The sequence below is a fragment of the Streptomyces sp. NPDC058157 genome, from assembly GCF_042884105.1.
In the GTDB taxonomy this organism is placed as follows: Bacteria; Actinomycetota; Actinomycetes; order Streptomycetales; family Streptomycetaceae; genus Streptomyces.
Genome location: NZ_JBHVUQ010000178.1, coordinates 1 through 14,992, shown reverse-complemented (window position 1 = coordinate 14,992; position 14,992 = coordinate 1). Strand labels below are relative to the sequence as shown.

The window sequence follows — 14,992 nt, the reverse complement described above, 5'->3', positions numbered from 1 at the left end:
AAGGAACCTCATCCACCGAAGTGGACGGGGTATCAACTTCTGGCGTTGATTTTTGGCACGCTGTTGAGTTCTCAAGGTACGGACGCTTCCTTCGTTCCTGTTTCCAGGCCCTCCGGGCGCTTCCTTCGTTTCCAACTCTACCAGACCATTTCCGCGTCGTTTCCGACTTGGATTTGAATTCCGGTGGCCGTTGGGGGCCTTTGCCTTTCGGCGCTCCACCACATTAGCGCGCATTCCCTGCAACTCATAATCGAGCCGTCGGATTCGAATTCGGGCATGCCGAAATCGACCCCGCCAGGGGCACGTCGTAGGTAGTGGGTTGGCCGCTCCCACGGGGTCTGCGATGGCAGTGCCCCGTTCCAGCGGCTCGGGCTACGTTAGGCGTCCACCAAGATCGAGTCAAGTTGCCCGGCGGCGCGGCGCGTGGGCGCGGTACGGGCTGACGGTCGGGTCGCCGGTGATCCAGTAGCGGTACGGGTGGGCCGCGCCGGCACCGCCGACTCCCGTGCGCGGACCGTTGCCCACCTGGTCGGGAGGGGTGGGAGTGCCCGCCAGGAGGGAGAGGGGGGAATCGGGGCCCGCGCAGAGGTCGGTGCCGTCGAGGGAGCGGTCCACGTCCAGGGCCGTGGCCAGGCGGGCCGGCCCCTTGGCCAGTTCTCGCGGGTTTCTGGCCGTGATCCGACGTTTGGCGGCGAGGTCGGCGCCCACGGTCACCTCCCCGGCGCGCACCAGTACTCCGCTCGCGTGACCCGGGGGGCCGCAGACGAGGTTGAGGCTGAACCACATGCCGTAGATGAAGTAGACGTACGCGTGTCCGGGCGGGCCGAACATCGAGGCGTTGCGGGCGGTGCGCCCGCGGTAGGCGTGGGAGCCGGGGTCGGCCTCGCCCGCGTACGCCTCCACCTCCGTGATGCGCAGTTCCATCGGGCCCTCCGGAGTACGGCGGACCAGGATCCGTCCGAGCAGATCGGGGGCCACGGTCAGGACCGGGCGGTCGAAGAAGGACCGGGGCAGGGGCGTACGGTCGGGGCGCGCGCTCATCCGGCCGAGCGTAGTGGAACGCGGGCCCGGGGAACCGGGGCCTAAGGTTCCGCAGTGTTAGGGGCCGTATCCGTATCAGGGGAGACAGACATGGGTTTCAGGAAGCTGCTCGCGAGCCTGGGTGCCGGCGGCGCTTCGGTCGACACGATCATCACCGAGCCGAACGTGGTGCCCGGCGGGATCGTCCAGGGCGAGGTGCGGATCCAGGGCGGATCCGTGGAGCAGCAGATCGAGGGGCTCTCGGTCGGGCTCCAGGCGCGCGTGGAGGTGGAGGGCGGCGACCACGAGTACAAGCAGGACGTCGTCTTCACCAAGCAGCGGCTCGGCGGTGCCTTCAAGGTGCAGCCGAACGCGCTGCACGTGGTGCCGTTCGCGCTGGAGATCCCGGCGGAGACGCCGATCACCCACTTCGAGGGCCACCCCCTGCACGGGATGAACATCGGGGTGAGCACGGAGCTGGAGATCGCGCGCGCGGTGGACGCGGGTGACCTGGACCCGATCAACGTGCACCCGGTGCCGGCGCAGCAGGCGATCCTGGACGCGTTCCGGCAGCTGGGCTTCTCCTTCCGCAGTGCGGACATGGAGCGCGGGCACATCCGCGGGACGCGCCAGACGCTGCCCTTCTACCAGGAGATCGAGTTCCTGCCGCCGTCGCAGTACCGGGGTCTGAACCAGGTGGAGCTGACCTTCGTGTCGGACGGGCACGAGATGGACGTCGTGCTGGAGATGGACAAGAAGCCGGGGCTGTTCAGCGAGGGCAGTGACACCTACCGCTGCTTCCAGGTGGGTCTGCACTCGTACGAGGGGACCGACTGGGCCGCGTACCTGAACCAGTGGATCGCCTCCGTCGGTTCGCAGCGCAACTGGTTCTAGGCTCGGGGGCGTACGCCCGCACGCGTTTCCCATCAGGAGGTACAGCTGTGGCCCAGCAGAACAGGGCACCCCTTCCGCACGACTTCCACCCGGAGGTGCCGACCTTCGGCGTGACGAGTGAGGACGTCTCCGACGGTGCCGACCTGCACGCGGCGCAGGTCCTCACGGGGAAGAACATCTCGCCGGAGCTGAGCTGGGAGGGCTTCCCCGAGGGGACCAAGAGCTTCGCGGTGACCTGCTTCGACCCCGACGCGCCGACGGGCAGCGGGTTCTGGCACTGGGTGCTGTTCGACATCCCGGCCTCGGTGACCTCGCTGCCGGCGGGTGCGGGCAGCGGGGACTTCGTGGGGCTGCCGGAGGGCGCGGTGCACGTGCGCAACGACTACGGCACGCGCGACTTCGGCGGGGCGGCTCCGCCGCGCGGCGAGCGGCACCGGTACGTGTTCACCGTGTACGCGGTGGACCGGGAGCAGCTCGGGCCGGACGCGGACTCCTCCCCGGCGGTCGTCGGGTTCCACCTGCGGTTCCACGCGCTGGGCCGGGCCCAGCTGATCGGTGAGTACGAGTCGCCCGCGGCTCGTTGATCGTTCTCCCGGTGTTCGCCCGGTCCTGGTCTAAAGAAGGCCGGGGCCGGGCATTTTTATTGCGTTGTCCCGCGTGGCGCGCGCGGCCAGAGTGGTTGCGGGCCTTGCCGCCAGGGTGGTCGCGGGCCTGCACACGGGAGGTGGGCGAGATGCGGGACACGCTGGTACTGAACGCGAGCTTCGAGCCGCTGTCGACGGTGTCGTTGAACCGGGCCGTCGTTCTGGTGCTCCAGGACAAGGCCGTGGTGGAACAGTCCCATCCCGAACTGCGTGTGCGCGCGGCCGCCGTGGACCTTCCGATGCCCCGGGTGATCCGGCTGTGCAGGTACGTTCGGGTGCCGTTCCGAAGACATGCTCCCTGGTCACGGCGGGGGGTGCTGGTCCGGGACCAGCACCGGTGCGCGTACTGCGGGAGGCGCGCGACGACCGTGGACCATGTGCTGCCGAGGGCTCAGGGGGGCGGGGACACCTGGCTGAACACGGTGGCGTCCTGTGCCGAGGACAACCACCGGAAGGCGGCGCGGACTCCGGAGGAGGCGGGGATGCCGCTGCTGCGCAAGCCCTTCGTGCCGTCTCCGGCGGACGCGATGCTGCTCGCGCTGGGGGTGGGCGGGCAGGAGCAGCTGCCCGACTGGCTGGCCCGCTCCGCCTGATTCCCGCCCGCCCCACCCGTCTCGTGCGCCCCGTCCGCGGCCTTGTGCCGCGGACGGGGCGGCGTATTTCTGCTACGTCTTTCAGCGGAGCAGCAGTTGGACGATGGCCACGACGCCGACGGTGACGATGACTCCGCGCAGGACGGCCGGGGGCAGTCGGCGGCCGACCTTGGCGCCGATCTGGCCGCCGATGGTGGATCCGACGGCGATGAGCAGGACGGCCGTCCAGTCGAACTCGGCGACGAAGAGGAAGAAGACGGCGGCGATGCCGTTGACGAGGGCCGCGACCACGTTCTTGACGGCGTTGATCCGTTGCAGCTCCTCGCGGAGCAGGAGTCCCATCAGGCCGAGGTAGAGGACGCCCTGGGCGGCGCCGAAGTAGCCCCCGTAGGCGCTGGAGAGCAGCATGCCGGTGAGCAGGGCGGGGCCGCCGTCGGGGTGTGCGGTGTCTCCTCCGGCGGCTTCCTGGCGGCGGCGCAGGGCCGCGGCGAGCCTGGGCTGGAGGACGACGAGGACGAGGGCCAGGCCGATGAGGACGGGCACGATGGTGTCGAAGGAGTCCGACGGCAGGGTCAGGAGCAGGATCGCGCCCGCGAGCCCGCCGACGAGGGAGACGGCGCCGAGCCGCAGGATGCGGCCGCGCTGCCCCTTCAGTTCGCTGCGGTAGCCGATGGCCCCGCTGATGGAGCCGGGGACGAGGCCGAGGGTGTTGGAGACGTTGGCGGTCACCGGGGGCAGGCCGGTGGCGAGGAGCACCGGGAAGGTGATCAGGGTGCCGGAACCGACGATGGTGTTGATGGTGCCGGCGCCGATTCCGGCGGCGAGGACCGCGAGTGATTCCCAGATGGACATGGACATGGACGGAGCCATCCCCTTTGTGTGAGTGAGTCGCCTCCCCGCCATGAAGGTCGAGGGGCCTCACCGATCATGCACGAAGGGGAGGGCGGCGTCAGTCGATGGGGGGCTGCTCGCGGCGCTCGGGTCCGCTGTCGGTCTCGGGGGCTCCCTTGCCGGGGTTCTGCGGGTTGAAGCCGGTCGAACCGCCGCCGAGGGGGCCGAAGTTGCCCATGGCGCCCGAGAGGCCCTTGAGCGCGTCACCGATCTCGCTGGGCACGATCCAGAGCTTGTTGGCGTCGCCTTCGGCGATCTTCGGGAGCATCTGGAGGTACTGGTAGGCGAGGAGCTTCTGGTCGGCGTCGCCGGCGTGGATGGACTCGAAGACGGTGCGGATGGCCTGGGCCTCGCCCTCGGCCTTGAGGGCGGCGGCCTTGGCCTCACCTTCGGCGCGCAGGATGGAGGACTGCTTCTCACCCTCGGCGCGCAGGATCTCCGACTGCCGGACGCCTTCGGCCTGGAGGATCGCGGCGCGCTTGTCCCGGTCGGCGCGCATCTGCTTCTCCATCGAGTCCTGGATGGAGGTCGGCGGCTCGATGGCCTTGAGCTCGACGCGGTTGACGCGGATGCCCCACTTGCCGGTGGCCTCGTCGAGGACCCCGCGCAGCGCGGCGTTGATCTCCTCGCGGGAGGTGAGGGTCCGTTCCAGGTCCATGCCGCCGATGATGTTGCGCAGCGTGGTGACGGTGAGCTGCTCGATGGCCTGGATGTAGCTGGCCACCTCGTAGGTCGCGGCGCGGGCGTCGGTCACCTGGTAGTAGATGACGGTGTCGATGTTGACGACCAGGTTGTCCTGGGTGATGACCGGCTGCGGCGGGAAGGGGACGACCTGTTCGCGGAGGTCGATCCGGTTGCGGATGGAGTCGATGAACGGGACGACGATGTTGAGGCCCGCGTTGAGGGTGCGGGTGTAGCGGCCGAACCGTTCGACGATGGCGGCGCTGGCCTGCGGGATCACCTGGATCGTCTTGACCAGGGCGATGAAGACCAGTACCACCAGGATGATCAGGACGATGATGATCGGTTGCATGCGGTTCCCCGTGCCCTTCCGGCTGTCTGTGCTGCCCCGTTGATCGGAGTCTCGCAGACCCCGGGGCCGCGGGTGGGCTGCTTGCTCACATGACGACCGCGGTCGCCCCGTCGATGTCGACGACGTCGACGGACTGGCCGGGTTCGAAGCTGCTGTGCGTGTCCAGGGTGCGGGCGGACCAGATCTCGCCGGCGAGCTTGATGCGGCCGCCGCTGCCGTCGACCCGTTCGAGGACGACGGCGGACCTTCCCTTCAACGCCTCGATGCCGGTGCGGTGTTGGGGCCGCTGGTCGCGGTGCCGGTTGGCGATGGGCCGGACGACGGCGATCAGCGCGACCGACACGATGACGAAGATCAGCACCTGGGCCACCGCTCCGCCGCCGAGGGCCGCCGTGACGGACGCGGCGACGGCGCCGACGGCGAACATGCCGAACTCCGGCATCGCGGTGAGGACCAGGGGGATCCCCAGTCCGACCGCGCCGATGAGCCACCACACCCATGCGTCGATGTCCACATGGTCATGGTAGGTCGGGCGGGCGCGGCCGGACAGGGCGCGAAGGCCGTCCTGCGGGGCGGACTAGCGCAGGGGCAGGCCCTGGGCGGTCCAGCGGTCGTGCTCGTTGCGCTCCACGATCAGCGGGAGGCCGAAGCAGAGGGAGAGGTTGCGGGAGGTCAGCTCCAGGTCGATGGGGCCGGCCGTGACGACCTTGCCCTGCCGGATCATCAGGACGTGCGTGAATCCGGGGGCGATCTCCTCGACGTGGTGCGTGACCATGACCATGGACGGGGCCATGGGGTCGCGGGCCAGGCGGCCGAGGCGGCGGACGAGGTCCTCGCGGCCGCCGAGGTCGAGGCCGGCGGCGGGCTCGTCGAGGAGGAGGAGCTCGGGGTCGGTCATCAGGGCGCGGGCGATCAGGGTGCGCTTGCGCTCGCCCTCGGAGAGGGTGCCGAACTTGCGGTCGAGGTAGTCGGACATGCCCAGCCGGTCGAGGAAGGCGCGGGCGCGCTGCTCGTCGACCTCCTCGTACTCCTCCTGCCAGGTCGCGGTCATGCCGTAGGCGGCGGTGAGCACGGTCTGCAGGACGGTCTGCCGCTTGGGGAGCTTGTCGGCGAGCGCGATGCCGGCGACGCCGATGCGCGGCCGCAGCTCGAAGACGTCGCTGCCGGGCTTGCCCAGGGTGCTGCCGAGGATGGTGGCGGCGCCCTTGGTGGGGAAGAGGTAGCTGGAGGCGAGGTTCAGCAGCGTGGTCTTGCCGGCGCCGTTGGGGCCGAGGATGACCCAGCGCTCCCCCTCCTTCACCGACCAGGAGACCTGGTCCACCAGAGCCCGGCCCTCGCGGACCACGGATACGTCCACCAGCTCCAGAACATCGCTCATGAGCGTGTTGTCACCCCTTGCAGTCACGGTTCTCTGTGCCCGCCTGTAGGCGCGGCCCCAGGGGAAAACCCCAGGGGAAAACCTACGCCACTCGGGGAGGGGTCCGGGCGCCAGGCCGGGTACGGGGCCCGATCCGTAGAGTGGGGGGATGCTTTTCGAACCACGTTCAGGGCGGCTGGCCGCCTGGGGGAACGCGTTGCTGGCCGGTCACGTCTCGCCCGACGAGGCCGCGTCGTCGATCGTGGGCGAGGACGCTTCGCACCGGGTGGCGGGGCTGCCGGGTGAGGCGGGTCCGGTGGGGCTCACGCTGGCGCTGGGGCGGCTGCGGGCGCTGGGGGTGAGCGGGCTGCGGGTGGCGCTGCCGGCGCCGGGGCATCCGCTGGGGCTGAGCGGCCCGCCGGAGTTCAACGCGGCGGCGCTGGAGGCCGAGGAGGCGGTGGTGTGCGCGGGGGCCGCACTGGGGCTGGTGCCCGAGGTCACGGAGGCGGGTCCGGCGGGAGACGTGCACGTGTCGGTGGTGTGGCGGTGCCTGCCGGTGCGGGAGGCACCGCCGGCGGACGTGCCGTCGCTGGGTGAGGCGGAGCGGGAGCTGGCGGAGGCGCTGCGCGAGGCGACGGTGGTGCTGACGCGGCTGGACGTGGCGGCGTCGGGGCCGGTGGCCGAGGCGGCGCTGTCGGCGTACCGGGCGCGGGCGGAGGCGGGCCGGGAGGTGCTGGCTCCGGGGTATCCGGCGCGGGCGGTGCGGGTGCTGGCGCTGGCGCAGCGGGTGGACCTGCTGGTGTCGCTGGCGTACGAGCGGGGGCACGGCGGCGCGGTGGCGGCCTCGGAGATGGCGGCGCGGGCGGAGGCGCTGCGGCCGGTGGAGCGGGTGGCCCGGCGGGCGCTGGTGGCGGCGTACAACGCTCCGCTGGAAGATCGGTAGCCGGCCTGCGTCCGTCGGCCTGAGCTGCGAGAAGGCCCCGCTTCCCGGGGAGAGGGGGGAAGCGGGGCCTCGGCTCGTCAGGGGGTGGGGTCAGTTGTTGACGCCCGTGTTGCCCCAGGCGCCGTTGAGCAGGCCGATGACGTTGGCGGTGTTGCCGACCACGTTCACCGGGACGTGCACGGGGACCTGGACCAGGTTCCCGGAGACCACGCCGGGCGAGCCCACGGCCTCGCCCTCCGCGGACGCACCGCCGTGCGCCGAGGAGACACCCGCGCCGACGGCGACGAGGCCGCCCGCGATCATGGTGACGGCTGCGGCCTTCTTGTAGTTCTTCACTTCTCGTCCTCCAGTACGTCTGCCGCGACCAGCCGCCGCGGCACGCCATGGAGAACGCCGCCCCGCCCGGCGGGATGCGCCGTGTGGGCTACGTACACCCGACCGTATGAATCTCAGCTCAGCCCATTACCGCGTGATCCCGTGCCTGACCGCCCACAACGCGGCCTGGGTGCGGTCGGAGAGGTCGAGTTTCATCAGGATGTTCGAGACGTGGGTCTTCACGGTCTTCTCGGACAGGACGAGGGCCCGGGCGATCTCCCGGTTGGAGCGGCCGTCGGCGATCAGGCCCAGGACCTCCCGTTCGCGGTCGGTCAGGGAGCCGCGGCCGGCCGGGGCGCCCGGGGCGTCCTGGGCCGCGAGCAGGGCTTCGGCGACCTCGGGCTGGAGCAGGACGTGCCCGGCGTGGACGGAGCGGATGGCGCCGGCCAGGGCGTCGGGGTCGATGTCCTTGTAGAGGTATCCGGCGGCGCCGGCCCGCAGGGCGGGGACCACGGTCCGCTGTTCGGTGAAGCTGGTGACGATGAGGACCCGGGCGGGGTTGCCGAGGTCGCGCAGCCGGCGCAGGGCCTCGATGCCGTCGGTGCCGGGCATGGTGACGTCCATCAGGATGACGTCGGGCCGCAGCTCCTCGGCGCGGTCGGTGCCCTCGGCGCCGTCGGCGGCCTCGCCGACGACCTCGATGTCCTCCTGTACCTCCAGGAAGGTGCGCAGGCCGCGCCGGACGACCTGGTGGTCGTCGACGAGCAGTACGCGGATGCGGCCGGGGACGCGGCCGGGGGCGTCAGCCACCGGGGACCTCCATTTCGATCGTGGTGCCCGTACCGGGCTCGGAGCGGACGTCCAGCCGGCCGCCGGCCCCGGCGGCGCGGTCGCGCATGGAGACCAGTCCCAGGTGCCGGCCGGCCTTGCGGACGGTGGGAGGGGAGAAGCCCCGGCCGCCGTCGCGCACCCGCAGGACGGCTCCGCCGCCGGGGGCGCGGGTGAGGGCGACCTCGACGAGGTCGGCGCCGGAGTGGCGCAGGGCGTTGTGGAGGGCTTCCTGGGCGACGCGCAGCAGCGCCTCCTCCTGGGCCGCGGGCAGGGCCCGTACGCCGTCGCAGGTGAAGGTGACGCGGGCGGTGTGGGCGCGGTCCAGGACGCGGACGTGGTTGCGCAGGGTCGCGACGAGGCCGTCCTCGTCGAGGGCGGCGGGGCGCAGCTCGGTCACGGCGGCGCGCAGTTCGTCGGCGGCTTCGGCGGCGAGGGCGGCGACCTGGTGGAGCTCGTCCTTGGCCCGGGCGGGGTCGCGGTCGACGAGGGCGGCGGCGGCCTGGGCGGTCAGGCGCAGGGAGAACAGCTTCTGGCTGACGGCGTCGTGCAGCTCGTGGGCGAGGCGGGAGCGTTCCTCGGCGATGGTCAGCTCGCGGCTGCGTTCGTAGAGGCGGGCGTTGGTGAGGGCGATGGCGGCGTGCTGGGCGAGGAGGGAGAGGAGTTCCTCGTCCTCGTCGGTGAAGCCCGGCTCTCCGCCGGGAGCCGTCCTCTTGTTGGCGAGGAAGAGGGCGCCGAGGGTCTCCTCGCCGTCGCGGACGGGCAGGCCCAGGAAGTCGGACATGTCGGGGTGGGCGGCGGGCCAGCCCTCGAAGCGCGGGTCCTGGCGCACGTCGGCGAGGCGCTGGGGGGCGTCCTGGTGGAGCATCGCGGCGAGGATGCCGTGCTGGCGGGGCAGGGGGCCGATGCGGCGCCACTGGTCCTCGGTGATGCCGTCGACGACGAACTGGGCGAAGCCGCCGTGGTCGTCGGGGACGCCCAGGGCGGCGTACTCGGCGTCGAGGAGCTCCCGGGCCGAGACGACGATCGTGCGCAGGACGTCCTGGACCTCCAGTCGGCGGCTCATGGCGAGCAGGGCGGTGCTGACGGCCGCCAGCCCGGTGCAGGGTCCGTTGTCCATGGGGTCACCGTACCGGCGGCCCTGACCTGCGGGATCGGGCGCCGGTCGTAGGTCTTCGGGCCGGGTGGCGTACGGCTCGGGGAGGGGGTGGGGGGCGGTGTGTCTGCCCTGGGGAGGAGGCGGGGGCGGGGGCGGGTCCTCCTGGAGGCGGAGTTCGGTCACGCAGGGGATTGCTCCTGCAACTCAGGGTGAGACCGTTACGGGTCCGATGTGAGCCCGGGCATAGGACGCACATCACTTACGAAGCCGCGTAGTGGATGCGTAAAGGCGTTGTCAGTGCTGCTGCGGCGGGTGTCCGGGACCAAAGTCCCGGACCGTCGCGGGCCCCTGATCCACTAAGCGGGATCGTATGTCACACCTTTGCCACAGGATTTTGCCGCCGCTAAGAATGGCTCCCGTCGCCAGGCGCCGAGGGATCCCGGATCCCCACGGCGCCTTCCCGCGGCCCCCGCTATTCGAAGAGGTTGCCCCGCATGTCTGCTTCCAGCACTCCCGGTCACAGTCGTCTGACGAAGGCGTACAAGCTGTCGATCGCCGGTGTCGCCACCCTCGGTGCCGCCGCGCTCGCGTTCTCCGTCGTCCCGGCCGGTTCCGGTACGCAGGAGGCCGTGGCCGCCGCTCCCGTGGCGTGGACCCAGTCGATCCAGCAGAACCTCGGCGCCCAGCACGCCGTAGCGGACCAGAAGGCCAAGGACGCGGCGAAGGCCCAGGCCGAGGCGCAGGCGAAGAAGGACCGCGAGGCCAAGGAGGCGGCCAGCCGCTCCGCCGCCCGCACCCCGGTGTTCGCGGACAACCTGGACGGCTGGATCAAGGAAGCCCTCTTCATCATGAAGCGCGAGGGCATCCCCGGCACCTACGCCGGCATCCACCGCAACATCATGCGCGAGTCGAGCGGCAACCCCCGCGCGATCAACCTGTGGGACATCAACGCGAAGAACGGCATCCCCTCGAAGGGCCTGCTGCAGGTCATCCAGCCGACCTTCAACACGTACCACGTCAAGGGCACCAAGTTCGACCTGTACGACCCGGTCGCGAACATCGTCGCCGCGTGCAACTACGCCGCCGACCGCTACGGCTCCATGGACAACGTGAACAGCGCCTACTAGGCCCCCGCGCCTCAGCGGGCGGCGCAGGACCCCCCATGCGCCTCAGGGCGGCCCCCGGAAGACTCCGGGTGCCGCCCTGAGGCGTTCTGTCGTGCCTGGCCGGGTGCGCGGGCGTTACTTGCGCATGACCTCGGGCTCGTGGCGGCGCAGCAGGCGCGCCACGGCGAAGCCGCAGATCACGCCCTGCAGCAGCAGGACGATGACGTCCAGGAACCACTGGCCGGTGGTGTGGTCCCACAGCGGGTCGGTGTTGGTGGGGTTCTGCGGGTCCCAGGGCGCCATGAGCCTGCCCAGGTCCAGGGTGGTGCCGGCGGCGCCGACGGCCCAGCGGGAGGGCATCAGCCAGGCGAACTGCTCCAGGCCGACCTTGTCGTACAGCTGGAACAGGATGCCGGTGAAGACGACCTGGACGATCGCGAACATCACGAGCAGCGGCATGGTCTTCTCGGCGGTCTTCACCAGCGAGGAGATCACCAGGCCGAACATCATCGCGGTGATGCCGAGCGCGGTGACCGAGACGCAGAGCTCGACGGCCGGGTTCATGAAGAGGCCCTCGGCCGGCAGCTTGCGCGGGGTGAAGGCGATGGCGCAGATGATCGCGCCCTGGATGACCGTGATCACGCTGAGGACGATCACCTTCGACATGAGGTACGCCGACCGGGACAGGCCGGTCGCGCGCTCACGCTCGTAGATGACGCGTTCCTTGATCAGCTCACGGACCGAGTTGGCCGCGCCCGAGAAGCACATGCCGACCGCGAGGATCAGGGTGATCGTGCCCGCGTCGCCGTTGAAGCGCGACGGCGGGGTCGGCGGGGCCAGGCCGAACTTCGCGGGGATCACCGTGGACACGATGCCCAGGACCGCCGGCAGCAGCACCATCAGGGCCAGGAAGCCCTTGTCGGACGCGATCACCGAGACGTAGCGGCGGATCAGCGTCCACAGCTGCGAGCCCCAGGCCTGCGGCTTGGGCGGGATCATCTGCGCCGTGGGCATCGCGACCTGCTGCGGGGCGACCGCGTCGAGGTCGGCGGCGTACAGCTGGTAGTGCTGCGAGCCCTTCCAGCGGCCGGCCCAGTCGTAGTCGCGGTAGTTCTCGAAGGCGGAGAACACGTCGGCCCAGGTGGTGTAGCCGAAGAAGTTCAGCGCCTCGTCCGGCGGACCGAAGTAGGCGACGGAGCCGCCCGGGGCCATGACCAGCAGCTTGTCGCAGAGGGCCAGCTCGGCGACGGAGTGGGTCACGACGAGGACCGTGCGGCCGTCGTTGGCGAGGGTGCGCAGCAGCTGCATGACGTCGCGGTCCATGCCCGGGTCGAGGCCGGAGGTCGGCTCGTCCAGGAAGATCAGCGAGGGCTTGGTGAGCAGCTCCAGGGCCACGGACACGCGCTTGCGCTGGCCGCCCGAGAGCGAGGTGATCTTCTTGTCCTTGTGGATGTCGAGCTTGAGCTCGCGCAGCACCTCGTCGATGCGGGCGTCGCGCTCGGCCTCGGCGGTGTCGCCCGGGAAGCGGAGCTTGGCCGCGTACTTCAGGGCGGTGGAGACCTTCAGCTCCTTGTGCAGGATGTCGTCCTGCGGGACCAGGCCGATGCGCTGGCGGAGCTCCGCGAACTGCTTGTACAGGTTGCGGTTGTCGTAGAGGACCTCACCCTGGTCGGCGGGCCGGTAGCCGGTCAGCGCCTTGAGGAGCGTCGACTTGCCGGAGCCGGAGGGGCCGATGACGCCGATCAGCGACTTCTCCGGGACGCCGAAGGTGACGTCCCTGAGGATCTGCTTGCCGCCGTCGACCGTGACCGTGAGGTGGCGGGCCGAGAAGGAGACGTCACCGGTGTCGACGAACTCCTCGAGGCGGTCGCCGACGATCCGGAACGTCGAGTGGCCGACGCCGACGATGTCGGTGGGGCCGAGCAGCGCGCTGCCGGACTTCTGCAGGGGCTGGCCGTTGACGTACGTGCCGTTGTGGCTGCCGAGGTCGTGGATCTCGAAGCGGCCGTTGGTGGAGCGGAACTCCGCGTGGTGGCGCGAGACCTGGAGGTCCGAGACCACGAGCTCGTTCTCCAGGGCACGGCCGATGCGCATGACGCGGCCGACGGCGATCTGGTGGAACGTCGTCGGGCTGCGGTGGTCGCCGGCGTAGCCGGGCGCCGCGGACTGCTGCGGGGCCTGGTGCTGCTGCGGGGCCTGGTGCTGCTGCGGGGCCTGGTGCTGCTGCTGCGGCACGAACGGCTGCTGCTGCTGCGGGGGCTGGTGGTGCTGGGGCTGCTGCTGATGGGCCTGGTGCTGCTGGTCCCAGGCGGGCTGCTGCGGCTGCTGGTGCTGCGGAGCCGGTGGCTGGAACGCCGGGGCCTGGCCCTGCGCGACCGGGGCCTGATAGGCCGGCTGTTGCTGCGGGGCCGCCGTGGCGGCGCTCGGATTCAGCCGCGGGCCGTCCGTCGCGTTGCCGAGGTGGACCGGCGTTCCGGGCACGAGCTCCGTCTGCTGGACCCGCGCGCCGTGCACGTAGGTGCCGTTGGTGCTGCCGTGGTCCTCGATGGCCCAAGCACGGCCGTTCCAGCTGATGGTGGCGTGCCGCCAGGACACGCGCGCGTCGTCGATCACCATGTCTCCCTGGGGATCGCGCCCCAGCGAGTACGACCTGGACGGATCGAGCGTCCAGGTCCTTCCGTTCAATTCCAGTACGAGTTCCGGCACTCCAGCCCCACTTAAGGTCCCCCGAGAATCCCCCTGGCGTCCAGGGAGAACGACGTCAGGGAGTCTAGGGATGGCGAACATCCGGGGGAACTATTTCAGGCCTGCGGCCACATGTGGAATCCGGGCCTTCCGCAGGCCTCTACGCCTGCCCGTTGACGGGGTCGAAAGTCACCCGGAGAGTGAGATACGGGACTTCTCGCCCCACTCGGCTCGGTTACGGGGGTCGCCGCATGCGCCGCATCCGCTGGGGAGACGTGCTGTTGTCCGGGATCGCCGCCGTGGGGTGGTCGGTGGCCGCCATGGCGGGGGTGGCCGCGCTGGGGCTGCACCTGCTGGGCGCCGATGCCGAGGGGGGCTCCCTGGGGGCGAGCACCGCCGCGGTGGTGGCCGCGGCGGTGGGCGGGTCGGTGACGGCGACCGGGGAGGTGTCGGCGCTGGGACTCGCCGCGGACGGCGGGGCCGCCGTGGACCTCCGGCCGCTGGGGGTCGCCCTGGTGGGGGCGGTGGTGCTGGGGTGGGTGTTCCTGCGGGGGCTGCGGGGGTCACCGGAGCGGCCCGACGGGGTGGAGACCGCCGTCCGGGCGGTGGTGGTCGGGGCGCTGTTCCTCGGGGTGGCGGGCGGGCTGGCGTGGGCCGGGCACGGGGCGGTGGCCCTGGACGGGGCGGCGCCGCAGGTGGTCGTGCCGGGGATCGGGGACGTCGGGGGGCTGCTGCGGCCCCGGGTGCGGGTGGGCTTCGCGGTGGATCCCGGGGCTTCGGTGGCGGGCGCCGGGGTGTGGGTGGCGGTGGTGCTCGGCGTGGCGCTGCTCGCCTCGCGGTACGGGCCGGCGGGCGCGTGGGCCGCCCGGCTGCGGCCGGCGGTGTCCTCGGTGCTGGCGGTGCTGGTGGTGGCGGTGGGGGCCGGGGCGGCGGTGGCCGGGTGGGCGGCCGCGCAGGACGCGCGGCCCGGGCGGGTGGCGGGGGCCGCGCTGCTGGGGGCGCCGAACGGGAGCTGGACGGGGCTTCTGCTGGGGCTGTCCGTACCGGTGCGGGGGCGCGCCGCCGGGGAGCCGGGGCGGCTGCTGCCGCCGCCGCTGTCGCGGGGGGAGCCGGTGTCGGTGGCGGGGCTCGCGGAGTACGACGGGCGGGCCTGGCTGCTGGTGGCGGGGGCGGGGGTGCTGCTGCTGTACGCCGGGGTGCGGGCGGCGGTGCGGAGTCCGGGGCGCGGGGTGGCGGGGTGCGCGGTGCGGCTGGGCGTGGTGACGGGGGTGGTGCTGGCGGGGCTGGTGTGGCTGACGGGGGTGTCGGTCGAGGTGCCGGGGGTGGCGGCGGTGTCGCTGCGGGGTGACGCGGGGTACGCGCTGGTGGCGGGCGCGGTGTGGGGCGCCGTGGCCGGCGCCGCGGGAGCCCTCCTGACCCGGGGCGGCCCGGACCCCGCCGCCGGGGTGCCGCCGTATCCGGGTCCCGTCCCGCGGGGGCGGGGCGGCCCGGACCCCGCCGGGGTGCCGCCCTCTCCGGGTCCCGTCCCGCGGGGTCGGGGCGGCCCGGACCCCGCCGGGGTGCCGCCCCGGCCCGGGGCTGGTC

General features: G+C 71.8%; 15 protein-coding genes. 6 read left to right on the top strand and 9 right to left on the bottom strand.

All coding sequences use genetic code 11. The features are described 5' to 3' along the window. Window positions 1-399: 399 nt before the first annotated feature. Complete coding sequence (locus ACFVXK_RS30755) at window positions 400-1,041, bottom strand: DNA-3-methyladenine glycosylase (RefSeq protein WP_389617960.1); 642 nt, start codon at window positions 1,039-1,041, stop codon at window positions 400-402. Window positions 1,042-1,131: 90 nt separating this feature from the next. On the opposite strand from ACFVXK_RS30755, the gene ACFVXK_RS30750 reads away from it, so the two are divergent. From ACFVXK_RS30750 to ACFVXK_RS30740, 3 genes are all read left to right on the top strand, one after another. After that, window positions 1,132-1,914 carry a sporulation protein gene (locus ACFVXK_RS30750; protein WP_389617958.1) on the top strand — a complete coding sequence of 261 codons (783 nt, stop codon included), beginning with the start codon at window positions 1,132-1,134 and terminating at the stop codon, window positions 1,912-1,914. A 47-nt stretch (window positions 1,915-1,961) separates the two neighbouring features. After that, window positions 1,962-2,498, top strand: a complete 537-nt coding sequence (locus ACFVXK_RS30745) for a YbhB/YbcL family Raf kinase inhibitor-like protein (RefSeq protein ID WP_389617955.1) — start codon at window positions 1,962-1,964, stop codon at window positions 2,496-2,498. Window positions 2,499-2,647: 149 nt separating this feature from the next. Continuing rightward, window positions 2,648-3,151, top strand: a complete 504-nt coding sequence (locus tag ACFVXK_RS30740) for an HNH endonuclease (protein ID WP_389617952.1) — start codon at window positions 2,648-2,650, stop codon at window positions 3,149-3,151. 81 nt (window positions 3,152-3,232) lie between these two features. Here ACFVXK_RS30740 and ACFVXK_RS30735 read toward each other — a convergent pair whose 3' ends face one another. The 4 genes from ACFVXK_RS30735 to ACFVXK_RS30720 form a co-directional block, all read right to left on the bottom strand. Then, window positions 3,233-4,009, bottom strand: a complete 777-nt coding sequence (locus ACFVXK_RS30735) for a sulfite exporter TauE/SafE family protein (RefSeq protein WP_389617949.1) — start codon at window positions 4,007-4,009, stop codon at window positions 3,233-3,235. Window positions 4,010-4,100: 91 nt separating this feature from the next. After that, window positions 4,101-5,075: an SPFH domain-containing protein gene (locus ACFVXK_RS30730; protein WP_389617946.1), complete on the bottom strand. Its 975-nt coding sequence runs from the start codon at window positions 5,073-5,075 to the stop codon at window positions 4,101-4,103. 85 nt (window positions 5,076-5,160) lie between these two features. After that, window positions 5,161-5,589 carry an NfeD family protein gene (locus ACFVXK_RS30725; RefSeq protein WP_389617943.1) on the bottom strand — a complete coding sequence of 143 codons (429 nt, stop codon included), beginning with the start codon at window positions 5,587-5,589 and terminating at the stop codon, window positions 5,161-5,163. Window positions 5,590-5,652: 63 nt separating this feature from the next. Then, window positions 5,653-6,453, bottom strand: coding sequence for an ABC transporter ATP-binding protein (locus tag ACFVXK_RS30720; RefSeq protein ID WP_358893058.1), 801 nt, complete (start codon window positions 6,451-6,453; stop codon window positions 5,653-5,655). A gap of 148 nt (window positions 6,454-6,601) precedes the next feature. On the opposite strand from ACFVXK_RS30720, the gene ACFVXK_RS30715 reads away from it, so the two are divergent. Next, window positions 6,602-7,375 (top strand): hypothetical protein, encoded by a 774-nt coding sequence (locus ACFVXK_RS30715; RefSeq protein WP_389617938.1) that lies wholly within the window; start codon window positions 6,602-6,604, stop codon window positions 7,373-7,375. A 90-nt stretch (window positions 7,376-7,465) separates the two neighbouring features. Here the strand turns inward: ACFVXK_RS30715 and ACFVXK_RS30710 are convergent, their stop codons facing one another. The 3 genes from ACFVXK_RS30710 to ACFVXK_RS30700 form a co-directional block, all read right to left on the bottom strand. Further along, window positions 7,466-7,711, bottom strand: coding sequence for a chaplin (locus ACFVXK_RS30710; protein ID WP_389617935.1), 246 nt, complete (start codon window positions 7,709-7,711; stop codon window positions 7,466-7,468). Window positions 7,712-7,837: 126 nt separating this feature from the next. After that, window positions 7,838-8,500: a response regulator gene (locus ACFVXK_RS30705; protein WP_389617932.1), complete on the bottom strand. Its 663-nt coding sequence runs from the start codon at window positions 8,498-8,500 to the stop codon at window positions 7,838-7,840. Further along, entirely contained in the window at window positions 8,493-9,638 is a 1,146-nt protein-coding gene (locus tag ACFVXK_RS30700; RefSeq protein WP_389617931.1) for a GAF domain-containing sensor histidine kinase, read from the bottom strand. Before ACFVXK_RS30700 ends, ACFVXK_RS30705 begins: the two co-directional genes overlap by 8 nt. A gap of 473 nt (window positions 9,639-10,111) precedes the next feature. Between ACFVXK_RS30700 and ACFVXK_RS30695 the strand changes: the two genes are divergently transcribed. After that, window positions 10,112-10,744 (top strand): transglycosylase SLT domain-containing protein, encoded by a 633-nt coding sequence (locus tag ACFVXK_RS30695; protein ID WP_389617928.1) that lies wholly within the window; start codon window positions 10,112-10,114, stop codon window positions 10,742-10,744. A 114-nt stretch (window positions 10,745-10,858) separates the two neighbouring features. Here ACFVXK_RS30695 and ACFVXK_RS30690 read toward each other — a convergent pair whose 3' ends face one another. Further along, a complete protein-coding gene (locus tag ACFVXK_RS30690; RefSeq protein WP_389617925.1) occupies window positions 10,859-13,429 on the bottom strand; it encodes an FHA domain-containing protein in 2,571 nt (856 codons plus the stop codon). A 230-nt stretch (window positions 13,430-13,659) separates the two neighbouring features. Here ACFVXK_RS30690 and ACFVXK_RS30685 point away from each other — a divergent pair. Continuing rightward, on the top strand, window positions 13,660-14,992 hold a 1,333-nt coding region (locus ACFVXK_RS30685), incomplete at its 3' end, for a streptophobe family protein (protein ID WP_389617922.1).